Annotated in this window: 22 protein-coding genes; 17 read left to right on the plus strand and 5 right to left on the minus strand. The window is 31.2% G+C overall.

Annotation, left to right across the window (positions count from 1 at the left end):
* The first annotated feature begins 1 nt into the window (after window position 1).
* The 16 genes from LG649_RS00140 to LG649_RS00215 all read left to right on the plus strand — a co-directional run bounded on the left by LG649_RS00140 (window position 2) and on the right by LG649_RS00215 (window position 19,024).
* Window positions 2–835 carry a tail fiber protein gene (locus tag LG649_RS00140; protein ID WP_226539514.1) on the plus strand — a complete coding sequence of 278 codons (834 nt, stop codon included), beginning with the start codon at window positions 2–4 and terminating at the stop codon, window positions 833–835.
* Window positions 828–1,286 (plus strand): hypothetical protein, encoded by a 459-nt coding sequence (locus LG649_RS00145; protein WP_226539515.1) that lies wholly within the window; start codon window positions 828–830, stop codon window positions 1,284–1,286. The genes LG649_RS00140 and LG649_RS00145 overlap by 8 nt, the downstream gene beginning before the upstream one ends.
* Window positions 1,283–2,548, plus strand: coding sequence for a hypothetical protein (locus tag LG649_RS00150; RefSeq protein WP_226539517.1), 1,266 nt, complete (start codon window positions 1,283–1,285; stop codon window positions 2,546–2,548). Before LG649_RS00145 ends, LG649_RS00150 begins: the two co-directional genes overlap by 4 nt.
* Window positions 2,536–2,877, plus strand: coding sequence for a hypothetical protein (locus tag LG649_RS00155; protein WP_226539526.1), 342 nt, complete (start codon window positions 2,536–2,538; stop codon window positions 2,875–2,877). The genes LG649_RS00150 and LG649_RS00155 overlap by 13 nt, the downstream gene beginning before the upstream one ends.
* Window positions 2,858–3,325 carry a PulJ/GspJ family protein gene (locus LG649_RS00160; RefSeq protein ID WP_226539528.1) on the plus strand — a complete coding sequence of 156 codons (468 nt, stop codon included), beginning with the start codon at window positions 2,858–2,860 and terminating at the stop codon, window positions 3,323–3,325. Before LG649_RS00155 ends, LG649_RS00160 begins: the two co-directional genes overlap by 20 nt.
* Entirely contained in the window at window positions 3,325–4,458 is a 1,134-nt protein-coding gene (locus LG649_RS00165; RefSeq protein WP_226539530.1) for a type II secretion system F family protein, read from the plus strand. Before LG649_RS00160 ends, LG649_RS00165 begins: the two co-directional genes overlap by 1 nt.
* Window positions 4,459–4,913: 455 nt before the next feature.
* Entirely contained in the window at window positions 4,914–5,726 is an 813-nt protein-coding gene (locus LG649_RS00170; protein WP_226539532.1) for an SDR family oxidoreductase, read from the plus strand.
* A 20-nt stretch (window positions 5,727–5,746) separates the two neighbouring features.
* On the plus strand, window positions 5,747–6,904 hold the full coding sequence (uxuA, locus tag LG649_RS00175; protein ID WP_226539534.1) for a mannonate dehydratase: 1,158 nt from the start codon (window positions 5,747–5,749) through the stop codon (window positions 6,902–6,904).
* Window positions 6,905–7,143: 239 nt separating this feature from the next.
* The gene (locus LG649_RS00180) at window positions 7,144–8,181 is read left to right on the plus strand and encodes a polysaccharide lyase family 7 protein (protein WP_226539536.1); all 1,038 of its coding nucleotides are present in this window, start codon (window positions 7,144–7,146) and stop codon (window positions 8,179–8,181) included.
* Between the two features lie 11 nt (window positions 8,182–8,192).
* A complete protein-coding gene (locus tag LG649_RS00185; protein WP_226539538.1) occupies window positions 8,193–8,678 on the plus strand; it encodes a gluconokinase in 486 nt (161 codons plus the stop codon).
* A 95-nt stretch (window positions 8,679–8,773) separates the two neighbouring features.
* Window positions 8,774–10,051: an Nramp family divalent metal transporter gene (locus LG649_RS00190; protein WP_226539539.1), complete on the plus strand. Its 1,278-nt coding sequence runs from the start codon at window positions 8,774–8,776 to the stop codon at window positions 10,049–10,051.
* A gap of 8 nt (window positions 10,052–10,059) precedes the next feature.
* The gene (locus LG649_RS00195) at window positions 10,060–12,408 is read left to right on the plus strand and encodes a chondroitinase-B domain-containing protein (protein ID WP_226539541.1); all 2,349 of its coding nucleotides are present in this window, start codon (window positions 10,060–10,062) and stop codon (window positions 12,406–12,408) included.
* A gap of 401 nt (window positions 12,409–12,809) precedes the next feature.
* Window positions 12,810–15,992 carry a SusC/RagA family TonB-linked outer membrane protein gene (locus LG649_RS00200; RefSeq protein ID WP_226539543.1) on the plus strand — a complete coding sequence of 1,061 codons (3,183 nt, stop codon included), beginning with the start codon at window positions 12,810–12,812 and terminating at the stop codon, window positions 15,990–15,992.
* Between the two features lie 11 nt (window positions 15,993–16,003).
* Window positions 16,004–17,347: a RagB/SusD family nutrient uptake outer membrane protein gene (locus LG649_RS00205; protein ID WP_226539545.1), complete on the plus strand. Its 1,344-nt coding sequence runs from the start codon at window positions 16,004–16,006 to the stop codon at window positions 17,345–17,347.
* 166 nt (window positions 17,348–17,513) lie between these two features.
* Entirely contained in the window at window positions 17,514–18,224 is a 711-nt protein-coding gene (locus LG649_RS00210) for a FadR/GntR family transcriptional regulator (RefSeq protein ID WP_226539547.1), read from the plus strand.
* A 44-nt stretch (window positions 18,225–18,268) separates the two neighbouring features.
* Window positions 18,269–19,024, plus strand: a complete 756-nt coding sequence (locus LG649_RS00215; protein WP_226539555.1) for an SDR family NAD(P)-dependent oxidoreductase — start codon at window positions 18,269–18,271, stop codon at window positions 19,022–19,024.
* Between the two features lie 63 nt (window positions 19,025–19,087).
* On the opposite strand, the gene LG649_RS00220 is transcribed toward LG649_RS00215, so the two are convergent.
* The 4 genes from LG649_RS00220 to LG649_RS00235 are packed head-to-tail and all read right to left on the minus strand — an operon-like array spanning window position 19,088 to window position 23,169.
* Window positions 19,088–20,116, minus strand: coding sequence for a UDP-glucose--hexose-1-phosphate uridylyltransferase (locus LG649_RS00220; RefSeq protein ID WP_226539557.1), 1,029 nt, complete (start codon window positions 20,114–20,116; stop codon window positions 19,088–19,090).
* A gap of 11 nt (window positions 20,117–20,127) precedes the next feature.
* The gene (gene galK / locus LG649_RS00225) at window positions 20,128–21,285 is read right to left on the minus strand and encodes a galactokinase (protein ID WP_226539559.1); all 1,158 of its coding nucleotides are present in this window, start codon (window positions 21,283–21,285) and stop codon (window positions 20,128–20,130) included.
* 10 nt (window positions 21,286–21,295) lie between these two features.
* The gene (locus LG649_RS00230; protein ID WP_226539561.1) at window positions 21,296–22,177 is read right to left on the minus strand and encodes an aldose 1-epimerase; all 882 of its coding nucleotides are present in this window, start codon (window positions 22,175–22,177) and stop codon (window positions 21,296–21,298) included.
* Window positions 22,177–23,169 (minus strand): GntR family transcriptional regulator, encoded by a 993-nt coding sequence (locus LG649_RS00235; RefSeq protein ID WP_226539562.1) that lies wholly within the window; start codon window positions 23,167–23,169, stop codon window positions 22,177–22,179. The genes LG649_RS00230 and LG649_RS00235 overlap by 1 nt, the downstream gene beginning before the upstream one ends.
* Before the next feature lie 187 nt (window positions 23,170–23,356).
* Between LG649_RS00235 and LG649_RS00240 the strand changes: the two genes are divergently transcribed.
* Window positions 23,357–24,952 (plus strand): alpha-L-fucosidase, encoded by a 1,596-nt coding sequence (locus LG649_RS00240; protein WP_226539564.1) that lies wholly within the window; start codon window positions 23,357–23,359, stop codon window positions 24,950–24,952.
* Between the two features lie 2 nt (window positions 24,953–24,954).
* Here the strand turns inward: LG649_RS00240 and LG649_RS00245 are convergent, their stop codons facing one another.
* A complete protein-coding gene (locus tag LG649_RS00245) occupies window positions 24,955–25,866 on the minus strand; it encodes a GYDIA family GHMP kinase (RefSeq protein WP_226539572.1) in 912 nt (303 codons plus the stop codon).
* Window positions 25,867–25,868: the final 2 nt, after the last annotated feature.

Here is a 25,868-nt window from a genome sequence, read left to right on the forward strand (position 1 = left end):
TATGAAAAAGTTTATTATATTATTAATTATGATCTGTTGTAAAATGGTTTTTACACAAACAACAGTTATTCCAATACAAGATAACAATTTAGAAGGTGGCGAATTATTATTAATGAATAGTAATTCAAACTATAATAAATGGAGAATTGATAATTATGCTGGAAATCTTCGCTTTTTTCATGATGGAAAAACATATTTTTTTTTAAATTCATCTGGAAATTTAGGTATTGGGGCATATAATCCCTTGGCATTATTGCATGTCAATTCATCTACTCCTAATTCAGAATTAATAAGGCTTGATAATAATGGCTTACGAAGAACCTCTATTTTAAATTACTCAGATGGAACAACTGATAATGCTGGGTTACAATTTAAAAAGGAAAGTACAGTCGGGCAGTTCAAGTTTAGTAATTTAAATGGCGATTTGTTAACTATTTTATCAAATGGTAATGTAGGAATAGGTACAACACTTTCTTCAAACCCCAATAATTACAAATTAGCCGTAAAAGGTACAATTGGCGCCCAAGAAGTAAAGGTTGAAAATTCATCCTTAACCTGGAGCGATTTTGTTTTTCATGATAATTACAACTTACCAAGTTTAAAGGAAGTAGAACAGCACATAAAAGAAAAAGGCCATTTAAAAGATATTCCTAGTGCTAAAGACGTTGAGCAAAACGGTATCTTTCTTGGGGAAATGGATGCTAAACTTCTTCAAAAAATTGAAGAGTTGACGCTTTATATTATTGAGCAGGAAAAGCAATTACAGAAACAATCTTCAGAAATAAATGAATTAAAATCACTAGTTGATAAGTTACTTAATTTAAAAAGTGAATAAGAGGTTAAAAACATCCATTTTATTGGTTGCAGTAGTAATTGTTTGGGGTATTATTGCTTATAAATTTTTTACAACAATAAACCCCGAAACACCTACTTTAAAAGTAGATGCTAAAAGTATAGTGTTTAAACCTGAAACACACAAAATTGACACGTTTTCAATACAATCTTTAAATAAAGATCCGTTTTTAGGTACATACGCTAAAGTCCATAAAGTAGCTAAAATAAAACCTCGTATAACAAAAAAAACAAAACCTAGTATTAACATAACTTATCATGGTTTAATATCTCAACAAGAAGCGGACAATCATATTTATATTATAACCATTTCTGGAACACAGTATTTAATGAAGCTTAAGCAAACAGTACAAGGCGTTAAGTTATTAAAAGGAAATATGAATCAAGTCACTTTAAATTATAATGGCAGCAAAAAAGTAGTTAAGAAACAATGAAAAATTTAAGAGTAAAAGCAGGGGCTCTGCAATTAACAGTTTTTATAGTTGTTGTAGTGGCAGTTTTACTCGCAGGTTTTGTGTTATTAACGCACACACAAAAACAGTTTAAAATAAAAACGGCTTTTATTAAAGAAACTATCACTAATGCCAATAGTGGTATAAATTATATGTTAGCTAATACAATTGTTGAGAAGGATACAACGGAGTTACCTTTAAACGCTCCTGAGTTTAAAACACTAAAAGTGTACAAATCTTATTGGGGTATTTTTCAAAATATCACATCGGTGTCTCAAATTCATCATAATATATTTAAAAAAAGTGCTTTTGTAGGAGGTACTAAAAATAGTATAAACCAAGTAGCTCTGTTTTTAAAAGATAATAATAGGCCATTGGTTGTGGTGGCGAATACTAAAATTGAGGGACTAAGTTATATACCTAAACAAGGTGTGCGAACAGGTAATATTTCCGGACATTCTTACTATGGTAATCAATTAATTTATGGTACAACAAAAACCAGTAGTTCTAAACTACCCCAAATTTCCAATAGAGTTCTGGAAGAGATTAAAAATATTGATAATCAATTCAACAAGGTGGATACCGATCAATTTGTTAATCTAAAAACATCAAGAACACATTATAATTCTTTTTTTAAATCTTCAAAGCTTATCTATAGTGCAAGCCACTTAGTGTTGTCCAATGTTAAAATTAAAGGTAAATTTTTGGTACAATCTAATACTAAAATAACGGTTGAAGCTAATACAGAATTGAATGATATAATACTTATCGCACCAGAGATTGAGGTAAAGAGTAATACTAAAGGAAATTTTCAAGCTTTTGCCAGTAACTTCATAGAAATAGGTTCTAATTGTAAATTACAATATCCTACGGCTTTAATTTTGAATGATAAAAGTAAGGGATTAAATGTTACATCTCAAGATCAATCAAAAATTATAATAAACTCAGGAACCGAAATTAAAGGTGAAATACTGTATTTAGGCGAATCGGTTGGTTATAAACCCAATGTGGTTATTAATAGGAATACAACTGTTTATGGTGAGGTGTATTGCGAACAAAATATGGAGTTATTGGGCACTGTATACGGCAGTGTATTTACATCTAGTTTTGTTGCAAATCAATCAGGTTCATCCTATCAAAATCATTTATATAATGCACAAATAAGTGCCAGCAAATTGCCAGATGAGTATATTGGTGTATTATTTAATAACAGTGAAAAAGGCATAGCGAAATGGCTGTATTAAAAAAAATACCAGCATCAACACTTATGGAAACCTTAGTGGCTTCTGTGTTATTAGTTGTTGTTTTTATGATTGCAAGTATGATTTTAAACAATTTGTTTTCAAATACAATTAAAACAAATAGAAGGGGTATAGAGAGCTATATTAATGAATTACAATACCAATTTAAAAATAATAAAATACGAGTACCTTATACAGATGATTACAAAAAGTGGGAAATAGAAGTAACAAAGGAAGTTATAAATAACCAATTTAAAGTAATTTATCAAGCCATTAATATCGAAACGAAGCAGGAATTAATAAAAATAGATAATGCCCAGAGCAATAACTAAAATAAAAGCCTTTACATTAAGTGAAATGATTATTGTAATGATAATTACTAGTATTGTAGTTGCAATGGCGTTTTCGATATTGCATTTGGTTCAAAAACATATGAGTGTGATTCAAAATAATTTTGCTAATAACTCAGAAATTGATAAACTAGACCAATTACTTTGGTTAGATTTTAATAGGTATTCAACAATTTATAAAAACACATCAGAAGATATTGTTGTGTTCAAAAATGAAATAGATTCAGTAGTATATCAGTTTAATAAAAAATTTATTGTTAAAAATACAGATACAATAAAAGTGTCTTTAAAAACAAAATCTTTTTTTTTAAATGGAAATAAAGCAACAAATTCAATTATTGATGCCATAAAATTGGAAACTGATAGCATATCTCAAAATCAAGTTCTTTTTGTTTTTAAAGAAAATGATGCAACGCATTACATGAATTAATGGCTTTCCAAATAAACGAAATATCAAATTTTAAAACTTCTAATCATAAGGAAAGAAAACGAGCGTCTTTTTTACAGAAAGAAGTAACTTTTTTTAATTCAGTATTTGGAAATAAGGTTAAAGAAGACTTTTACACCGAATTAGGAGTTTTGTTAAAGGCAGGAATAACCTTAAGAGATGGTTTAGAGCTATTAGCTCAATCTATAAAGAAAAAACAAGATCAGAACATATTAAAACATATAATTGGTGATATAGTTTCGGGTAAAACCCTATCTGAAGCGTTATATTCTCAAAAAGAATTTACTAGGTACGAGTATTATTCTTTAAAAATAGGAGAGGAGACGGGAACCTTACCTTTAATTTCCGAGCAACTAGGCTATTTTTATACAAAAAAAAATGAACAACGTAGAAATTTAATAAGTGCCTTAACTTATCCAATTATAATTTTAAGTACAGCAATTTTAGTAGTGTTTTTTATGTTGCGTTATGTAGTGCCTATGTTCCAAGATATCTTTAAGCAACAAAATGTCGAGCTTCCTACCATTACAAAAATAATAATAAAGCTATCCGCTTTAATAGGTGACTATGGATTGTTATTTTTTATAATTTTTGCCATTTTATTTGTCTTAAATAGATTGTTTAAAAGTAATTTACGCTTATCTAAAATTAAGGATAGTATCATTTTTAAAACCCCATACATAGGTAATTTTATTAAAGTTATTTACTTATCACAATTTACCCAGGCAGTATCGCTTTTAACAACTTCTAAAGTACCCATGGTGCAAAGTATTCAATTGGTGAAACAAATGATAGATTTTTTTCCTTTGCAAGAGGCTTTAAGTAAAGTAGAGTTATCGCTTCTTAAAGGAAAATCTTTGAGTAGTAGTCTTAGTGAAAATAAATTGTTTGATAATAAAATGGTGGCGTTGGTTAAAGTTGCAGAAGAAACAAATAAAACAGAATTAATTTTCGATAGACTTAACATGCAATATCATACGCAAATGCAACAGCAATCTAAAATTTTATCTACAATAATGGAGCCCTTAATTATTTTATTAGTGGCTGTTTTAGTAGGTGTAATTTTAATAGCTATGTACTTACCAATGTTTAAACTAAGCAGCGCTATCGGTTAATTTTGCTATAATTTAATTATAAAATTTTATGTCATTGAATTATTAATAATTAATGAGAAGAATAGATAGCAATTCAAGAGTAATGAAAAATAAATTATTAGCATACTATAATGCATTTTATGTTGAATTAATGTTGGTTAAGTCTTAAATTTGTAGACAAGACGTTCTATTAAAACAAACTATTTCAAACTTTTTAAAGGGTTAACTATTCGGTTAACACGGATTGTCTAAACTTTTAAAAGTATTGATTTTACAAGGTATATTAAATTGGGGTGTCATCCTGCCACCCCGACAAAAAAAGCCAGAAACTTATGTTTCTGGCTTTTTTATTTCTATTCTAAAACCATATAATTATTACAAGAAGTTTTTAATCTATCATTAATTAAGTCGGTAATTTATTTAAAGCAGAGCTATAATTTTAATAAATTTGAAAGCAAAATTTTAATAAATTAATAATGAATTTATTCAATTTAGATAATAAAGTTATACTAGTTACTGGTGGAGGCGGTGTTTTAGGCGGTAGTATGGCAGAATACCTATTAACTCAAGGTGCAACCGTTTTAATATTACATTATAAAGAACAAACGGTAACAGATACGGTAATTCGATTACAAAAAGTAAGCACTAAAGTTGATGGCTTTGTATGTAATGTTGTAGATGAAGAAAGTATTAAACAAACCGCCGATAAAATACTTGAAAAATATAAGCAGATAGATGTTTTAATTAATGCAGCTGGTGGTAACATGCCAGGAGCAACTGTAGGGCCAAATCAAAGTGTTTTTGATATTGATATGGGAGATTTTAAAAAAGTGGTAGACTTAAACCTTTTTGGTAGTATAATTCCTTCTATCGTTTTTGGTAAAGCCATGGCAAATCAAAAACAAGGTGTTATAATTAATATGTCGTCTATGGCAGCCGACAGAACCATAACTCGTGTTGCTGGTTATTCAGCTTCAAAAGCAGCAATAGATAATTATACAAAATGGCTTGCTGTAGAATTAGCTTTAAAGTACGGAGATGGACTTAGAGTTAATGCTATAGCTCCAGGTTTTTTTATAGGAAATCAAAATAGAAAGCTTCTATTGAATGACGATGGTAGTTATACAGATAGAGGAAATACCATAATAAATAATACACCAATGAAACGTTTTGGTGATGCCAACGAATTGCACGGGGCATTACATTATTTATGTGCCGATGCTTCAAAATTTGTTACCGGCATTGTAATTCCAGTAGATGGTGGTTTCAGTGCATTTAGCGGGGTTTAATTAAATTTATACGTTTAAAAATGATAGAATCTTTTAGATGGTTTGGGGTTAAGGACTCTGTAAAATTATCAGATATAAAACAAGCCGGAGCAACAGGTGTTGTTACAGCCTTACATCATATTGCAAATGGTGAAATTTGGGAAATTAATGAAATTAATAAAGTAAAACATGAGATTGAAGCTCATGGATTAGAATGGACGTTTATTGAAAGTATTCCTATTCACGAAAATATTAAACTACGAAAAGGCGACTACAAAACACGTATTGAAAATTATAAACAAAGTCTTAAAAATGTAGCGGCCTGTGGTATAAAAAATGTATGTTACAATTTTATGCCAGTTTTAGATTGGACACGAACAGAACTTTTTTGGAAGTTAGATGATGGTAGTACAGCCTTACGCTTTGATAAAGTTGAAATGGCAGTTTTCGAAAAATTTATAATGCAACGCGAAGGAGTAGAAAACGATTATACACCCGAAATTTTAAAACAAGCTGAAAGTCGTTTTAATGCTATGTCGGCCAATGAAAAGCAACGTTTAGAAGACAGTGTATTAAAAGGGTTACCAGGCACTGTAGATGATTTAACCATTCCTGTATTTAAAGAAATGATTGCGCAATACGATGCAATTTCTCATACAGATTTAAAAGCTAATTTGTCATATTTTTTAAATGAAGTTATTCCTGTTTGCGAAGAACATGGAATTGTTATGGCCATTCATCCAGACGACCCACCTATGGATATTTTAGGATTACCTAGAATTATTAAATCTGAAGATGATTTAGATGATTTAATAAGTTTTGTAGATAGCCCTGCAAACGGTATTACATTTTGTACCGGTTCTCTAGGCGCTAATCCAGCAAATAATCTTCCTGAAATGATAAAAAAGTTTGCTAAACGCATTCACTTTTTTCATCTTAGAAATGTAAGGCGAGAAGAAGATGGTAGCTTTTATGAAGATAATCATTTAGATGGCTCTACAGATATGTACGAAGTTGTTAAGGCAGCATTACAGATTGAAAAAGATAGGAATTTGCAAATACCCATGCGTCCTGATCATGGGCATCAAATGCTAGATGATTTAAAAAATAATGATGCTTATGCAGGCTATACAGCCATTGGTAGATTAAGAGGTTTGGCCGAAATTAGAGGTTTAGCTTTGGGTATTTCAAAATCTTAAATACTTATTCAAACAATTAAATATCGGGTTCGCCCGATATTTTTTTTATCTTATTATAAATCAATTATATTTAAAAGGTTTTTTTGTTAAAAGAACCATTATTTCATATTTAATTTCGTTAAATAAATTATTTCGCTATATTTGGTACGCCAATTTGGTGTACCAATTTTTAAACTAACTAAAAACATTCTTTTTTAAAGAGAAAATTATAAATGATGAATAGTAAAAGGAATCTTAAAATGAATAAAATAATTGTTCTAGTTGTTCTATTTTCGAGCTTAAGTGGTTGCTTAAGTTCAAAAAAGAATAATACTAATGCTGTTGTTTCACAGAAAGAGAAAAAAGTATATCCAAGTAATGTAATTCCTTTTATGGATAAATGGAAGATTCTTCTTGGCGATGGCACAAAGTCTGATTCGTTAATAAATTTTGATAAAGAAGATTTTTTCTATGTAGAAAATGATGGAAAAACAAACTGGGTAGTTTATAAAACACCTAATTCAGGTATAACATCTAGAACTTCAAGTAATACAAGAACTGAATTAGGAGAGAAAAAACATTGGATTCCTGAAACAGGCGGAAAGTTAACAGGGACTTTAAAGGTTATGCATGTATCAACATCTGGTGATGCTCGAGTAGCAGCTTCTTACTCGGTAGTTGTTGGTCAAATTCATAGCGATGAAGGGCATGAAAACGAACCATTAAAAATATTTTATAAAAAGTTTCCAGGGCATAAAAAAGGTTCGGTTTACTGGAACTACGAAATTAATACTGATGGCGATAATTCTAAACGTTGGGATTTTTCTACAGCGGTATGGGGTAACGATATGTCTGTTGTCGGAGAAACACCAGATACCTATCCAGAGGAACCAGAAGAAGGTATTGAATTAGGAGAAACTTTTAGTTACGAGGTAAATGTTCATGAAGGTATAATGTATTTAACTTTTACAAGCAAAGGACATGAAACGGTTAAGTTTACAAAGAATTTACTGAAATCAGATTTTTCAACAAAAGCAAATATTCCAGAACAAATTTTAACCTTATATGCTCCAATAGAACGTGATGGTATTGAACGCGATTCGGCTTATGCAGGAGAAATTCAGTATTTTAAACAAGGGGCTTATAATCAAACCAATGGTAAAGATCCGGAGAAAAATATAGTTTGGAACACGGGCTCAGAAACTTATGGTGGAGATATAGCAAAACAATATGCCAATGGTTGTTATGCCGAAGTTTGGTTTAGCAAAGCAACAGTTGGACCAAGTGTTGCACCTTAATATATATAGTTATGAATACTGTGTTTTATGTTATGGGCGTGTCCGGTTCAGGAAAAAGTACTGTAGGTAAATTACTTGCAGAATCTTTGGAGATAGCATTTTTTGATGGTGACGATTTTCACCCTAAAGAAAATATTGTTAAAATGAGTAACGGTATAGCTTTAAATGATGAAGACCGACAAGGTTGGTTATTAACTTTAAATGATTTAGCCGTAAATCAATTAAAACAAAATAGTTGCGTAATTGTTTGTTCGGCTTTAAAAGAAAAATATCGAGAAACTTTAAGCCAAACTATTGAAACCAATGTGAAATGGATTCACTTAATCGGTTCATACAATCAAATTTTAGAACGCATTAAGAAAAGAGAAAATCATTTTATGCCATCTAAAATGCTTAAATCTCAATTTGATACGTTAGAAGATCCCAAAACTGCTATAAATATTGATATAAGTTTAAAACCAGAAAAAATTATAGAGCATATTTTAAATAACATTTAAAAATAAGGCGTAGTTATTTAGCAAAAACACCACATGAGCTAAATATTTTAAAGCGCCAATACCATACCATTTACCAACAAACTAATTAAACTAAAATGATTGAATCCTCTCAGAAAACATCATTATTAAAAAAAATAATAGCTGTTGTTTTAAGTTTTGGCCCAGGTATTTTCGCTATTGGTTATACCATAGGTACAGGAAGTGTAACTTCAATGATAGTAGCCGGAAGTAAGTACAATATGCAGTTACTTTGGGTGCTATTATTAAGTTGTATATTCTCTGGAATTTTAATGTTTGTTTATGGAAATTATGCTTTAATAACAAGTGAAACAGCGCTTTTTGGGTTTAAAAAGCGTTTAAAATACGGAAAAGCTTTAGCTATATTAATTATAATAGGCATTACTTTTGGACAATGGAATTCTTTAATGGGAATTCTAGGAATTTCATCCAATATAATTTTTGAAATTTTAGCTATTAATTTTGAAGGTTTACGTCAGTTACAATATGAAACGGTGTTAATAACCACGATAGTAATTATTGTAGCTTTTTATCTAATTATGTTGGTTGGTAAATACACTTTTTTTGAGAAAATATTAGTCATTTTTGTAACCTTAATGGGGCTATCTTTTGTGTTGTCTTTATGTTTAGTGCAACCATTACCGCTAGATGTTGTAAAAGGCTTAATACCTTCCATTCCTAATGTTCCTGACGGTAAAATGTTGGTAGCAGCATTTGTTGGAACAACAATGGCAGCGGCTACATTTTTATCACGCCCTTTATTTGTTAAGGGGAAAGGGTGGACAATAAACAATTTAAAAGATCAGAAAAAAGATTCTATTACTGCTGCTATTTTAATATTTGTAATTAGTGGCACTATTATGGCCGTAGCTGCAGGCGCACTATTTTATCAAGGTAAAGAAGTAACTCATGTATTAGATATGGCAAATACCTTAGAGCCAGTTGCAGGAAAATGGGCGGTTACTATTTTCTTTTTTGGGGCACTAAGTGCTGGATTGTCATCTATATTTCCATGTTTATTAATAGCACCTTTACTTGTTGCCGATTACCAATCTGGTGAGCTTGATACCAATTCAAAACAATTTAGAATAATAACAGCAATAGCATGTTTAGTGGCTTTAATTGGGCCTGCATTTGGTGCTAATCCTATTGAAATTCAAATTCTATCACAGGTTTTTAATGTATTTATTTTGCCATTGGTAGTTTTGGGTATTATTCTGCTTGTTAATAATAAAAAGGTGATGAAAGGGTATAAAACATCAGTGTTTATAAACATATGTTTATTTGCAGCTTTATTTTTCTCTTGCTTAGTGTCTTACACAGGTGTAGTTGGAATTTTAACTAAATATTTTTAAAAAACTAGATGAAAACTAAACTAAATTTTTCGATTTTAATGTTCGCTTTGTTTGTTTTAATGTCCTGCGATAAAAAGGGTGGTAAAGCAAATTCCAATGCATTATTGGTTAAGGATGTAACTGAATTTAACACAGCTGTAAAAAATGCCAAACCTGGAGATACAATAACTTTGGTTAATGGTGTTTGGAAAGATGTAGAACTAGTATTTGAAGGTAAAGGAACAAAAGAAAAACCTATTACTTTAACAGTGGAAACTAAGGGAGAAGTTACCTTAGAAGGCAATTCAAACTTACAACTTGTGGGCGAATATTTAATTGTAGATGGTTTGGTTTTTAAAAACGGATATACACCCACAAACGCTGTGATTTCTTTTAGAAAAAGCCGAGAGGAAATAGCAAACAACAGCCGATTAACAAATTGTGTTATCGATAATTATAACAATCCAGAACGCCAAGTACAAGATTATTGGATTACTATTTATGGTAAAAATAATCGAATAGACCATAACCATATTGTCGGTAAGAAAAACTTAGGTGTAACTATGATTGTTGGGTTAGATACTGAGAAAAGCAGAGCGAATCATCATAGAATAGATCATAATTATTTTGGTCCAAGGCCAACTTATGGAAATAACGGAGGCGAAACTTTAAGAATTGGTACGAGTCATCATGCTCTTGAAAATTCTAATACACTAGTAGAATCTAATTATTTTGATAGAACCAATGGCGAGCATGAAATTATTTCAAATAAAGCTTGCCAAAACACCTTTAAATATAATACTTTTTTTGAGTGTACAGGAACTTTAACCATGCGTCACGGAAACGAAACTTTAGTAGATGGTAACGTATTTATTGGTAACGGAAAACCAAGCACAGGTGGCGTTCGTGTAATAAACGAATCTCAAACCGTTATAAATAACTATCATATTGGATTAACAGGCTACCGTTTTAGAGGCGCTTTTGTAATGATGAATGGCGTGCCTAATTCGCCACCAAACCGTTATGTTCCGGTAATCAATTCTAAAGTTAATAATAACACATTTATAAACTGCGACCACATTCAATTATGTGCAGGTAGCGATGCCGAACGAAGCACTGCTCCAAAAACATCAGAAATTTCAGGAAATATTTTTTATCACGGCTCTAAAGCTGATTTGTTTACTGTTTACGATGACATAAGTGGAATAACCTTTAAAAATAATATTCTAGGAAATAATTTAAAACCACTTTTAAAAGACGGATTTACTAATACTGAAATTACTTTAGTAAAAAACGATCAAGGGTTTTTAATACCAACATCCAATGCTATAAAACCTATTTCAATAAGTCCTAAAATTGCAACAAAAGAAAATACAGGAGTTTCATGGTATTCAAAAGATGATGAGGATGTTACGTTAAATTCGGGAAGTATAATTAAGGTTAAACCCGGCATTAATACCTTATACGATATTGTCAAAACATCTAAACCTGGTGATATTATAGCATTAGAAGAAGGCGGAGAGTATTTAATCACTAAAACTGTCGCAGTAAATCATCCCTTAACTTTTAAAACCATAGGCGAGAAAAAAGCAACAGTTTTGTTTGAACGTATGATGGCTTTCGAAATTCAAAATGGTGGAAGTTTAGAATTAGAAAACGTGTCGTTCGACGGATCAAAATCACCTGACTATGCTGGTAATTCGGTAATAAGCACCAGTAAAAACTCGATGATTGAAAATTATAAACTTTTTATAAATAATTGTGAGTTTATAGATATGGTTGTCAATCACTCGTTCGATGTACTTCGTGTATCAAAAGGCACCTTTGCCGATACTATAAGCATTCAAAATTCTATCTTTAAAAATATTTCAGGTCATATCGCTGCTTTAGATAAAGAAACTGATGATATTGGTGCATATAACGTAGAGTATTTTATAATGAAAAACAATATAATTACAGATTTACAAGGAACTGCTTTAAGGTTGTATAGAGGTGGTAAAGATGAAAGTACATTTGGTCCTTTTCTTGAAGTAAACCACAATGTATTTAATAATGTAGGTTTTGGTAAAAAGAATAAATACGAAGCAGCAATGTCACTTTATGGTGTGCAAGTAAATACCATAGAAAACAATATTTTTAATAATACTAAGGCTTTAAATATGCATTTAGTGGTTGGTGAACCTATTGTAAATTTGTTTAATAATAATTTTTATAATTCCGAAGAACTTATTGTAACTGGCGACCAAGCTTATGTTGAAAAAAATAGATGGAATTATAATCCAAAGTTTATAAATAATTCTTTTAAATTAAGTAAAACATCACCTTTAATAGGGAAAGCTACTGATGGTTTTAATATAGGTGTTTTAGAAAATGAGTAGATAAAATTTTAGTTTAGTAATAGTAAAAGCCCTGAAGGTTAATTTTTTAATTCTTCAGGGCTTTTTTGTTTAATAAAATTTAAGTTGCTGAAATATAAATGATTACAAAAAGTGAAAATTTCATAAAAATATTTTGAAGCTATTTTTTAATATTATATATTTGGTACACCAATTTGGTACACCAATTGTGTTTCCAAATAAAAACAACTAAAACTAAATTTTATAAAGGCATTATGAAACAAATCTTCAGCTAAAGTTTTGCTTATTATTTATTAAGCTGTAACAACCAATTTAATTCCAATTTAATTCTCTTTTAAAACAATAAAATCAGTCTGCAAATTGAAATTAAATTTTTAAAACCGAACTAATTAAAAATTACTAACAACTAAACAAATTATTAAATGAATTTTAAATTGAAACTAAGCTTATGGCTAATTTTGGTATTTAATATATCATTATTTGCCCAAGAAGGATATCAAATATCCGGAGTGGTAAGGGATGAGGCAGGTATGCCAATTCCTGGAGTAAACGTAATCGTAGCAAACACAACAAAAGGCACTGCAACAGATTTTGATGGCCAATTTCAGCTAACAGTTACAAACGGAGACGTACTGAAGTTTTCCTATTTAGGCTACGTTGGTCAAAGCATAAATATTACAGGGCAAAAATCTATTGAAATTATATTACAAGAAGACGCAAGTACTTTAGATGAGGTGGTGGTTGTTGGTTATGGGGTTAGAAAAAAATCGCATTTAACAGGAGCTATTGCAAAAATAGGAGGAGAAGACGTGGCGGCAGTTCAAGTAGCTCGTGTAGACGAAGCTTTAGCAGGTAAATTACCCGGAGTTTTAATACAAAACCAAAGTGGAGAGCCTGGTGCCGATTTAAAAATACAAATTAGAGCAGCATCCTCTATATCTGGAGACTCAGGTCCTTTAATTGTTGTTGATGGATATCCTATTTCTGGCAATTTAGCAACAGTTAACCCGAACGATATAGAAAGTATGGAAGTTTTAAAAGATGCTGCATCTGCTGCAATTTATGGGTCTAGAGGTGCCAATGGCGTTATTTTGGTAACTACCAAAAAAGGAAAAACAGGAAAGCTTAATTTTAGTTACAACGCTTATACAAGTACATCTAGCAAATATGTAAGAGATATTGAAATGTTAAAAACAGCTTCAGAATGGGCTGCAGAAATACAAACAGGTGCTTACGATCTATCTGAAATAGACCCAGCACTGCTTTCTTACAGATTAGATGCTTACGAAAATGCTCCAGATGTAGTTAGTGTAGAGGATTGGCTATTTAGAAACGGAAACTCTACCAGTCATGATTTTAGTGTAAGTGGAGGTTCAGAAAATTTAAAAGGCTTTGCATCTTTAGGATATTTAAAAACAGATGGTATTGTTAGAGGTCAAGGTTTCGAGCGTATAAATGCACGCATGAATATAGATGCTAATTTAAACGATAAATTAAAAGCAGGAATGAGTATAAATGGGTATTATGGAAACCAAGATATAGTGCCATGGGATATGCGAGATCTTTTAAGAACATATAGTATTAGCCCGATATATCATACTGCAGAATCCATAGCGTTTGTGCAAGAATTAGATGCCAAAAGACAAGCCCTATACGAATCTGGTTTCACTGGAGCAAATGTAGATAGAAGCTTCGATCAAGATAGAAGAGGTATAGGTTTAGATCCTACAAGTATATATTTGTTACAGCCAGGTGACGTTGTACACGATTGGCATTATGGTAGAAACCAAAATGGTATTGGAGGTACAGGAGATGCTGGTGTAGCTGCTAAATTTGATAATTCAAGACGTTGGAAGAAAACATATTTTGCTAACATGAACTCTTATCTACAATACGCCATTTTAGAGGGTTTAAATATTAAGACTGTTTTCGGATCAGATATACAAGATACACAAAATTATTATTACAGAGGTATATTGTCTGATGGACAGCAACGTTCTACACAAACAAACTTAGATATTTCTAACATTAAAAAATCGACCATTTTAAGCGAAACTACTTTAAATTATGCTAAAGTATTTAATGATAAGCATGATGTTTCTGCAGTAGTAGGTTTAGAGTTTCAAAACACATACTTCAAAGGTATTGTAAACGATGGCACAAATGTTCCTTTTGGATTACCTCTAAACTATTCATTCTTTAGTGCAGAAGATGTAGTAACTTATGAAGTAGATGAAACACGATCAAGAAGAAGTATTTTTGGTAGAGTAAATTATGCTTTCGATGATAGGTATTTATTATCATTTTCATTAAGAAGAGATGGCGATTCTAGGTTTGGTGCAAATAAAAAATATGCAACATTTCCAGCGTATTCAATTGGCTGGAACATGCATAAAGAAGCCTTTTTAGCCGATAGTAAAGTTATAAGTTTATTAAAGCCACGTTTTAGTACAGGTTCATTAGGCACAGAATCTTTCCTTGGGTCGTACGATGCATTAAGTATATTAAGTACATCTCAAACAGCTTTTGGTACAGGTTTTTTAATTCCAGAAAACGTTGCAAATCCAGATTTAACTTGGCAAACAAATAAAGAAACAAACTATGGTATAGACACCGGTTTTTTAAATAATCGTATTAGACTTAGTGTAGATTATTATACCTCAGATATAGAAGATATGTTAATTAACCAGAGTGTGTCAGAGGTTTTAGGAACATCTTCAATTGTATTAAATCGAGGTGATGTAAAAAGCTCAGGACTTGAGTTTGAATTGAATGCAGGTATCATTCAAAAAGAGGATTTTAACTGGAGTATTAATGCTAACTTATCTACCGTAAAAACAGAAATTACAAGCTTAGGAGATTTAGATGCATTACCAACCCAAATATATGGTGGACCAAGCGGAAGAGGGCCAGAGTTTAGAAACTATGTTGGTGGAGAAATAGGTGAAATGTGGGGTTACCAAGTAACTGGTGAAGTAGAAACTATTCATATAGAAGATCCATCGAGAAATATAGGTTTTGGAAGTTCAGAATGGTATGTAGTAGATCAAAACGGAGATGGAGAAATAACTTATGAAGGAGATTACGTAAAATTAGGTTCAGCTAACCCAGATTTTTATTGGGGTTTATCAAGCTCAATGAATTATAAAAATTTCGATTTATCATTTCAATTTCAAGGATCACAAGGCGCAGAGGTTTATAACATAGATCCGTTGTATTGGAAATCACAGTTTGGAGGAAGACTAAGAGATAGCTTTGATGCCAATAACGATGGTATTGCAGATGCATCGGGTAAATTTTACGAAGAAACCAGAAACGCACACGGTTCAGGCATTCAAGATGCATCATACATAGCATTACGTAACTTAACTTTTGGTTATACTATAAATCCAGATTTTGTAAATAAAGTAGGTATAGGTTCTATGAGACTATATTTAGCCGCATCAAATTTATTATACATAATGGGAGATAATTATACATCTTTTAACCCTGAAGGTGTAGAAACAGAAAACTCGGGTTATGCGGGGCCAACTACTTACGGGTACCAAGAAGGTGCTAGCCCAATTACTAGAAGTTTTACGTTTGGAGTTAATGTGAATTTTTAAAAAAAAGAATAATGAAAAAAATAGAAATTATATACATACTGTTGTTGTCTGTGTTTTTTGTAACATCTTGTGACAATGATTTAGATCAAACACCACCAAAAGATTTGGAATCTAGTGCGTTAACAGAATATGAACCTGTACTATATGCAGCATATTATTACCAAACAGGAGCTTCTACACCCTTATTAATAATGGGAGATTTTAGAGCAGATAATATGTTAATGATAGAGGAACCTTACCCAGCATTTGATAGATTTAATTCCGATTTAGCTGGAGGCGATTTAGTAGAGCAATTTTTTCGTCCTTTTTACAGCAATTTATACAAAGCTATTTTAAGTGCAAACAATGTTATAGATAACTCTGCCGACGATACAGAAGTGTCTGAAGCTTACTTTTTAAGAGCTTTATCTTATTTTAAATTAGTTACCGTATTTGGAGATGTTACTATTAATTTATCTCCAACACCAAATACCTCAGATTTATCAATATTAGAAAGGCAACCCGCAGACGATGTTTATAACAACATTATTATTCCAGATTTACAAGCAGCTATCTCAGGTTTATCAAATTCAGAAATTAGCGAAGGTCGAGCATCACAATTAGCAGCACAAGCCCTTCTTGGTAAAGTTTACATGTACAGAGGTAATTATACTAGTGCATCGCCAATGTTGGCTGCAGTTGTTAATAATGCATCAGGAGCAGGAGTTACTCTAGAGTCTAATTTTGCAAATGTTGTAGTAGATGAAAACTCAGAAGTTATTTTCGCGACCAAATTTTCATCGTCTATTTCAGATGCTTACAGTTTTGCTTCAGAGTTTCCAATTTGGTTTTCAGGAGCAGATACAAAATCGCCATTACCACTAGATCCTGATTTAACAGCAGCTTTCAATGAAAGTAGTGCAAATGCAGGTACAACAGATTTAAGAAAAGATTTAACTATTGATGAAGTTAATAATACAGGAATAAAATATACTGGAGCCCTAGAGCAAGATCATATAGAAATGAGATTATCAGATTTCATTTTAATGTATGCCGAGGCTTTAAACGAAACAACAAATGCTACTGGAGCACAATCTGCTACAATTTTAGCTTTGTTAGATGATATTAGGTCAAGAGCAGGTTTGCCAAGTTTAGTAGGTACAGCAACTACTCAAGCCGAAGTAAGAACAGCTATAGCTAAAGAAAGACGCTTAGAGTTAGCATTAGAAGGACACCGATGGTTCGATTTGGTTAGAACCAATACTGTTGATGAAGAAATGGGCGAGGTAATTAATAGTAATTATTACATATTTCCAATCCCTACATCCGAAATCACAGCTACTAATGGTGTAATTACACAAAATGAAGGATATTAAAAATTTAGCTTAAATGTTAAATTTGAGTTAGTTTAGTTTTTTATGGGTTAGCCAACGCATCATAGATGTGGAGGTATGTGTTGGTTAACCTTTTTAATTTTATTTTGGTAAATAAAATTATTTGAATAGTTTTACCTACTTTAACTGGCGTACCAATTTTAACAAAATGAACTTAGATATTCTTTCTAAAAATGAAAATCAAGAAATAACAACTAGAGTAAATAATATAATTTCTCAAATTAGTGATTTAATAAAGGAAAAACATTTACAACCAGGAGATAAGCTTCCTGCAGAAAGAATTTTAGCAGAAAAATTTGATGTTAGTAGACGAACTATAAGAGTTGCAATTTTAAAATTAGAATCTTACGGTATTTTAAAAGCCATACCGCAAAGTGGTACTTTTATTGCAAATATTGGAGCTACAGCAATGCACGGTATGATTGAAGATATACTAAGCTTGGGAGTACCCGATTTTAAATCGTTAGTTGAAACAAGAATATTATTAGAACTTAAAGCTGTTAGGTTAGCAGCCTTAAGGCGCTCCGAAGAAGATTTAGTAAGAATTAAAAACGCCTTAAAAGCTCACGAAACTAAACTTAGTTCTGGCGAAGATGCAGTTCAAGAAGATTTATTGTTTCATTTAGCTATTGCTAAAGCAAGCGGAAATGTAACAATTAACCAAATTATGATTGGGATAACACCACAAATTATAGTAGATTTTAAAAAATATCATAAAGATTACAATTCGTTGGATGAACTAAGAATTTTAGAACATGCCGAAATTTATGAAGCTATAAAAGAACGAAATCCGCAATTGGCAAAAGAAAAAATGAAAAAGCATTTTAAAATGTTATATCAATATTGTTATGATATTTAAGAATTAAATGTAAAAAGAAACAATACAAACAAGAATAAACAAAAATGGGAAGATTAAAAGGAAAAATTGCAGTAGTAACTGGTGGGGCTAGAGATATAGGGCGTTCAATATGTGTTAAATTAGCAAAAGAAGGAGCAAAAGTTGTAGTAAATTATTTAAATAGTGAAAAAGATAGAGATACAACTTTAGAAGCTATTAAGGCCGTAGAAGGAGAAGCTATTGCAGTTTATGGAGATGTAACAAAACAAGCAGATATTGATGCCATGGTAGCCAAAACAAAAGAAGCTTTTGGCGATAAAATTGATATTCTTGTTAATAATGCAGGTGGTTTATTTGGAAGAAGAACAGCCGAAGAGCTAGATGAAGATTTTTACAACCTAGTTATGGGTGTTAATTTTAAAGGTGTTGTTTTTGTAACCCAAGCATTTAAAACTATGATGGGCGAAGGAGCATCAATTGTTAATTTAGCATCACAAGCTGGTCGCGATGGCGGCGGCGGCGGTTCTGTTTTATATGCTGCATCAAAAGGTGCTATAATGACACTAACTCGTAACTGGGCTAAAGAGTTTGGTCCACAAGGTATTCGCATAAATGCAGTTTGCCCAGGTTTAATAGGAACAAAATTTCACGATGATTTTACACAAGATGAGGTAAGAATAAAAGTAGCAGGATCAACTCCCTTAAGAAGAGAAGGACACCCAGATGAGGTGGCAGACTTGGTTGCTTATTTAGCCAGTGACGAAGCATCATTTATCACTGGAAATAACGTAGATATTAATGGCGGTCTAGCATTTAGTTAATTTCGGTTATTTACGTTATTTATTAACCCGATAACTTTAATAGTTATCGGGTTTCTTGTTTAATTAGTGCAGGGGTATAAAGTTTTTAATTGTTTTAGCTGCTTTCTCAGCTGTAATGTCTCGCTGTGGAGTACCAAACATTTCGTAGCCAACCATAAATTTTTTAACTGTGGCACTTCTTAATAATGGCGGATAAAAACTCATGTGCCAATGCCAATGGGTATTATCTTTATTATTAGTTGGGGCTTGATGTATACCACTTGAATAAGGAAACGACGTGTTAAAAATTTTATCGTAAGCTTTGGTTAATACCGAGATGGCTTCTGCGTAAAGCAAAGTTTCATCAGAGTTCATTTCTAAAATATTTTTTTGATGCTTTTTTGGAACAATCATAGCTTCAAAAGGCCAAATAGCCCAAAACGGAACCAAAATAACAAAGGCTTTGTTTTTATAAATAATACGTTCATTTTTTTCTAATTCTTGAATTAAATAATCTTTTAAAAGGCTAGTGTTTTTTTTTCTAAAATAATTTAGCTGTTGCGTATCTTTTTTTAAAACTTCATTTGGTAAAGTGGACTGACTCCAAATTTGTCCATGCGGATGCGGATTGCTACATCCCATAACGGCACCTTTATTTTCAAATATTTGTACGTAATTAATAAACGCCTTAGCACCAAGGGTTTTATATTCGTTTTGCCATGCTATAACTACTTTTTTTATTTCTTTTGGCGTCATATCTGCAAGACTTTTAGAGTGGTCGGGGCTAAAACAAATTACTTTACATATTCCTTTTTCGCTTTCGGCAATTAATAGTCCATCATTTAGCTTAAAGTCTGGAGCATCTTTTTGTAACGCAGCAAAATCGTTGGTAAACACAAACACATCTTTATAATCTGGGTTAATTTCTCCATTTATTCTGGTATTTCCAGCACATAAATAGCAGTTTTCATTGTAAGTTTCACGCTTTTTTTTTGATGTTTCTTCGTTTTGTCCTTGCCATGGGCGTTTTGCTCGATGTGGAGATACTAAAACCCATTCGCCAGTTAATATATTAAATCGTTTATGAGAGTAATCTTGTAATTGCGAGTTCATTTGTATTTAGTTTAAGTGGTTTGGCTTATTACATGCGTGCCATTTGTTAATTCTACGATATAAATGGAACAATCTAAATTAAACTTTGATTTATATGCTTGTGAAACTTTGGTTAAAACTTCTGTAGTGTGATTTTTTTCAATTAAATTAATGGTACAACCTCCAAAGCCACCACCCATCATTCTTGCGCCAATAACATAATTGCTTGCTTTAGCTTCATCAACTAAAAAATCTAATTCATTACAGCTAACTTTATATTGTTTTGTAAGGCCTTCATGCGATTTATACATTAAGTTTCCTAAACCTATTAAATCTTTGTTTAGCATTGCTGCAGACGCTTTTTGCACACGATTGTTTTCTTGAATTATAAATAATGCTTTTTGATAATTTTCTGGAGTTAAATCGTTTTCAATTCGTTTCAAATCACCTTCAGTAGCATCTCTTAAGGCTTTGATTTTTAGTGTTTTTGAAATGCTTTCGCAAACAGACCGCCTGTTATTGTATGCACTATCCGATAGGCTATGTTTTACATTGGTGTTAATTAATACTAATTGATAATTCTCAAAATCTATTTTAAAAGGTTTAGCTTTAATAGATCGGCAGTCTAAAAGTAAGGCATAATTTTTTTTACCAAACATACTGGCGTATTGATCCATAATACCGCACTTAACACCAACATAATTATGTTCTGCCTTTTGTGAAATAAATATCATTTCTGTTTTTGTAAGTTTAAGGTTGAAAAGGTTATTTAAACCAAAAACTACACTGTTTTCTAGAGCTGCAGAAGAAGACATTCCTGCACCGGCGGGAATATCGCCTTTAAAAACAAAATTGAAATTACCTATAGGTTTATTTAATTTTAGTAGTTCGGCAACCACGCCAAGTATGTAATTTTCCCAGCTACCTTCAGGCAAAGCGGTTATACTTTTTAAGTTAAATTGAAAACTACTTTTTTTATCTAATGCATAAATAGTTGATTTTGAATGGTTGGTTTTTTCAATAGCTGCATAAATTCCTTTATTTACAGCACCTGGAAAAACAAAACCTTCATTATAATCGGTGTGTTCGCCAATAATATTAATTCTTCCTGGAGAGAAAATTAAGAGCGGTTTTACCTTAAATGTGTTGGTAAACGCTTTTGTTATTTCATTAATTATTAGTTGGTTCATATTAAGTGCTTTAATCTATATCTATAGTCCAGGTTATATTATAGAGTTTATTAGGATTTAATATTTGCAAACCTATTTTGTTATTAAAACTATCGGAAACACCTGTAGTAGGTTCTATGGCCATAATATTAGCTTTTGGAGGCGTGTATAATTGTAAAAAATTTTGCTTTGCTGTACTACTGAATTTGAGACTATAAGTAGGTGTTTTAAATAACACTTCATCGGAATTCAAAATCCAACAATCGTCTAGTTTTTTATCTGAAATTTTAAATTCGTTTTCGGTAATTGTTTTTGTGCCAGTAGTTATATTTCTTTTATCCAGTTTAATTTTTCTTGAGCTATTAAAACGTATTATACTTTCAGATAAATTTTTACTAGAAAAATAAGGATGCCAACCTAAAGTGAAGGGAAAGGCTTTATTACTTGTGTTTTTTATCTTTAGTTGTAATGAAACACGGGTTTCTGTAAAAATATATTCTACTTGTAAATTATAAGTAAAGGGAAAGCCCACAAATGGTTCAATCTCTTTATACTCTAAAACAATTTTAGCTGTATTCTGCTCGGTTTCTGTTTCAATAATATTGAATGTTTTATTAAATATTAAACCATGTAGCGCATTATTGTTGGCTGGTTCGTTGATGTTGAAATTAAAAGTTTTACCATCAAAAATATATTCACCATCTTTTATACGATTGGCAAATGGAAATAGAATAGATGAAGCATAAGTAGTATTATATTTTAAAGGCGATAAATCTTTTATTATCTCATGTCCTTGTAGCGTAAGTTGTTGCAAGCTTGCACCATCGTTTAAATATATTTTGGCAGATGTTTTTGTGTTAGAGTGGGTTACCTCTATAATATTTAGCTTTTTATTGTGTTGAAGTTTGTACATTATATAGAGTTTCTTAAAATTAGTTTACTAGGGTTTTCAATTTGTTGCTGTTGGTTTTTTAAAATCATTTTGGCTAAACGTTTTCCCATATCATTAAAATCTGTTGAAATTGTAGTAATACCACCTTCTACAATTTCTTTTAATAAGGTGTCGTTGTAAGAAATTATTCCAATGTTGTTGGCAAGAATTAGTTTATTGGTTTTTATCTTTTTTAAAATCCGTAATAAGTTTTCATCATCAGGAATAATAAATAGCTCGCCTTTTTTTGGTGATTTTTCAATTAAATTTTTTTCAATAGAATAGTTTATATTATGGCTTTCACAGAAATTGGTGAATCCTTTAATCATTCCCACGGGTTGTTTAAAATCTGTATTTACCAAAATAAAGTGATTGTATTTTGCTACTAGTGTTTTCAATTCATTTAAATGATTGAAAATTGCTTTCTCAAAATTTTGATAAATAGCAGAGTAGTTATTTAAATCGTTGTGAATTTGATCTAAAATAAAGACTTTATCATTAGGTAAATGGGTTAAAGTATTATTCGTGTTTTTAAAATTTGCTGGCATAATAACGTAATAATTGTAGTCGCCAGCTTTATCTTGAATTAATTTATTAAAAACCGATTGGTTAAAGTGATGAAAATAAATATCTACTTCAATGGTGTTACCAAGTTGTGTTATAAAAGCATTGTATAAATTTTCTTTAAACGAATTAAGTTCATCAAACAACAAAAATACTCTTTGTTTAATATGTACATTTTCACTTAAAACATAATAACCTTTACCTACTACAGATTGAATAACGCCTCTGTTTTTTAATTCGTTAAAGGCCATTAAAACGGTGTCTCGAGAAAGTAAATTATCGGTTTTAATTTTATTAATAGATGGTATTTTATCACCTTTTTTAAGTTTTCCTGCAACTATTAATTCTTCAATGGCATTAATAATTTGCTTATACTTTGGTACTCCTATTTTCTTTTTAATCTTAATCATATAATTAGTAGTAAAATTATAAAAATTTAATTAAAAAACCTACTAGACCCTACTAGTTGTTTTTGTTATTTAATACTAATGTTTATTTTGCTTTAGGTAATTTTAAAATTCACTTTATAATACATGGTTTTTATTGTATGTTTAAGCCTTTGTATAATTATTTTTAATTAAGAAGTGATAAATGAGAATGCCAGAAATCCTTAAAAGTATATGTTTAAGCCTGCTTTTTATAGGTTGTAACTCATCAGATTCAACAAAAAATAAATTTAATGTTGTTAATAAACGATATGATGGAAGTTGGGAAGCTCTTCAAAAAATGCCAGTTCCAGATTGGTTTAACGATGGTAAAATAGGAATATTTATTCATTGGGGACCATATAGTGCTATTGGGCACAGAAAAGGCGGAAGTGGGTATGCCGAACATGTTCCAAAGCTTATTTATAAAGATTCTGCTTATTACTATCCTTATTTAAGAAAACGTTGGGGTGCAGCCCCACCTGAGTTAGGTTATAAAGATATTATTGAAGAGTTTAAAGCTGAAAATTGGAATCCGGAAGAATGGGCAAAATTGTTTGCAAAAGTAGGTGCAAAATATGTAGTGTTAACAGCCGAACATCATGATGGTTGGGCTAATTGGGATTCTGATTTAACACCCTGGAATGCCATGGATAAAGGGCCTAAACGTGATTTGGTGGGCGATTTAGGTAAAGCTGTTAGAGCGCAAGGTTTAAAATATGCACCATCGTACCACAGAGAGCGACATACCAGTTTTTTTACCACAGAGCAATACAAGGTTAATGCTATTGCCCAAAACGATATTTTAGAAGAAATTAAAAGAAATCCTGAAGCAAAATCTTTATACGGGCCTTTTGGATTTAGTAAAGAGGCCGTAGATGAGTATGTGGCCAGATGGAAGGAAATTCAGGATAAATATAATCCTGACTTTTTGTGGATTGATGATATTCCAATTTTTACAAGAGATGGAAATAATACGCAAGTTGAGCCCAAAGTATTTAAACCAGAAATTCAATATTATTATGACCAATGTAGATTGATGATTACAGATTTCATGAATAATGGAATAAAGAATAAAAAGGAAGTCTATGTAAATAATAAAGGTAAAAACAGAAACTGGCCAGATGGAATTGGGTGTTTAGAAAAAGATAACTTAAAACTAAAAGTAATTGGTCCTAAATGGCAAAGTTGTACAACATTTGGTACTTCTTTTGGGTATTTAGAAAATGATAAATATAAATCTGCTAATACTATTATTGATGAAATGATAGAAGTCGTTGCTAGAAACGGAAACTTTTTGGTAAACATTGGTCCTAAACCAGATGGAACCATACCAGAAGAGCAAATAGACCTACTAAACAAAATGGGAGATTGGTTAGCTATAAATGCAGATGCTATTTATGGAACTCGTTATTGGAAAGAAAATCACCAAGAAAACGGAAATTTAGCTTTTACTACCAAAGGAACAAAATTATTTGCCATTGCTTTGGATGAGCCAATACATGCAATTTTAATAGAAGCAACTAAAGATTGGACAAATAACGATGTAAAATCTGTTAAATTGTTAGGATCAGAAGCTGATGTGTCTTGGGAAATGACAGCTCAAGGTTTAAAAATTATTCCTCCAGAAAACTTAGGAAAAAGTAACTATGCATGGACTTTTGAAATTGAAACTAATAAAAACCAGCACACACCAAATGTTATTCAAACCGACCCAACAAAAGCATTAAAAGGTACAAAAAAAGTAGATTTAGATGGTGAGCATTAGTCTTACAAAATCATATCATTATAGTTTATTACCGTTTTAAATCCTTTGTTTTTAAAATATTTGCTAGGGTTATTTTCTGATGCTACCAAAACAAAATCGCCACCCCAAGCTCCTAAACTTTTAATACTTCCGTTAAAATCAGAAAAAAGTCTTTCTTTAACAGGAGTTTGGTTTGTAATTTCTGCAATTAATGTTTCATGCTCATTAATAAGTTTAAAAAAGTCATTTAATGTTTTACAAGAAATAATTTTAAGGGTTATTACGTTAATTTTGGCTATAATTTCAGTAACGTTATTTCTGTTGTTTTTGTAGTGTTTTATACCATCTCGACTGTTTTGTTTTTGGTTTAAATGCACAAAGTATAAGTGCTTTTTAAATTCAGGAAGAAAAGAAACAGCTTCAACAATAGGTGTTTTGTTTTGTAAACAATAAGTTATTGGTGTATTGTGTTGTGCACAAGCAATGTCGTAACCACTGCCGCCAAAAGTAAATTTCAACAACTTAAAAGCATCAATATTAGCCCATTGCGCTATGTTATTTATTAAGGTTGATGAGGTGCCAAGTCCCCAATTATTTGGAAAATTTAGTTTTGTGCTCACTTTAAAGCCTTCTTTTTTATTTAAAAAATCAGGGTTTAATTGCTTGGCGGCATTTAAAATTTCTATTAATCTGGTAGAAATAGCATTGTTAGTGCTTTCATGTATTATAAAGCCTTCATTTATATGTATTTCATCAGTAAACCAAAGCTCATTTTCACTGTTAAAACTTTGCCACAATAGAGTTCCTTGGTTGAAGGGTTCAATTTCTAAAGTTTGGCCATATTTTGTAGGTACAGCTAAAGCGTTTGCACCATCGAGCACAACATATTCACCTGTAATTAAAAGTTTGCCGTTACTATAAAAGCGTTGTTTCAAAA

Origin of the sequence: Neotamlana laminarinivorans (genome assembly GCF_020523925.1) — a bacterium.
GTDB classification, from domain to species: Bacteria; Bacteroidota; Bacteroidia; order Flavobacteriales; family Flavobacteriaceae; genus Neotamlana; species Neotamlana laminarinivorans.

Bases quoted from the DNA above. Each gene is read 5' to 3' on its own strand.
- LG649_RS00205 (WP_226539545.1), top strand. From the start codon at position 16,004: ATGAAAAAAATAGAAATTATATACATACTGTTGTTGTCTGTGTTTTTT.
- LG649_RS00240 (WP_226539564.1), top strand. From the start codon at position 23,357: ATGCCAGAAATCCTTAAAAGTATATGTTTAAGCCTGCTTTTTATAGGT.
- LG649_RS00235 (WP_226539562.1), bottom strand. From the start codon at position 23,169: ATGATTAAGATTAAAAAGAAAATAGGAGTACCAAAGTATAAGCAAATT.
- LG649_RS00210 (WP_226539547.1), top strand. From the start codon at position 17,514: ATGAACTTAGATATTCTTTCTAAAAATGAAAATCAAGAAATAACAACT.
- LG649_RS00215 (WP_226539555.1), top strand. From the start codon at position 18,269: ATGGGAAGATTAAAAGGAAAAATTGCAGTAGTAACTGGTGGGGCTAGA.
- LG649_RS00185 (WP_226539538.1), top strand. From the start codon at position 8,193: ATGAATACTGTGTTTTATGTTATGGGCGTGTCCGGTTCAGGAAAAAGT.
- LG649_RS00165 (WP_226539530.1), top strand. From the start codon at position 3,325: ATGGCTTTCCAAATAAACGAAATATCAAATTTTAAAACTTCTAATCAT.
- LG649_RS00190 (WP_226539539.1), top strand. From the start codon at position 8,774: ATGATTGAATCCTCTCAGAAAACATCATTATTAAAAAAAATAATAGCT.
- LG649_RS00170 (WP_226539532.1), top strand. From the start codon at position 4,914: ATGAATTTATTCAATTTAGATAATAAAGTTATACTAGTTACTGGTGGA.
- LG649_RS00150 (WP_226539517.1), top strand. From the start codon at position 1,283: ATGAAAAATTTAAGAGTAAAAGCAGGGGCTCTGCAATTAACAGTTTTT.
- LG649_RS00195 (WP_226539541.1), top strand. From the start codon at position 10,060: ATGAAAACTAAACTAAATTTTTCGATTTTAATGTTCGCTTTGTTTGTT.
- uxuA (WP_226539534.1), top strand. From the start codon at position 5,747: ATGATAGAATCTTTTAGATGGTTTGGGGTTAAGGACTCTGTAAAATTA.
- LG649_RS00180 (WP_226539536.1), top strand. From the start codon at position 7,144: ATGAATAAAATAATTGTTCTAGTTGTTCTATTTTCGAGCTTAAGTGGT.
- galK (WP_226539559.1), bottom strand. From the start codon at position 21,285: ATGAACCAACTAATAATTAATGAAATAACAAAAGCGTTTACCAACACA.
- LG649_RS00155 (WP_226539526.1), top strand. From the start codon at position 2,536: ATGGCTGTATTAAAAAAAATACCAGCATCAACACTTATGGAAACCTTA.
- LG649_RS00230 (WP_226539561.1), bottom strand. From the start codon at position 22,177: ATGTACAAACTTCAACACAATAAAAAGCTAAATATTATAGAGGTAACC.
- LG649_RS00220 (WP_226539557.1), bottom strand. From the start codon at position 20,116: ATGAACTCGCAATTACAAGATTACTCTCATAAACGATTTAATATATTA.
- LG649_RS00140 (WP_226539514.1), top strand. From the start codon at position 2: ATGAAAAAGTTTATTATATTATTAATTATGATCTGTTGTAAAATGGTT.
- LG649_RS00160 (WP_226539528.1), top strand. From the start codon at position 2,858: ATGCCCAGAGCAATAACTAAAATAAAAGCCTTTACATTAAGTGAAATG.
- LG649_RS00200 (WP_226539543.1), top strand. From the start codon at position 12,810: ATGAATTTTAAATTGAAACTAAGCTTATGGCTAATTTTGGTATTTAAT.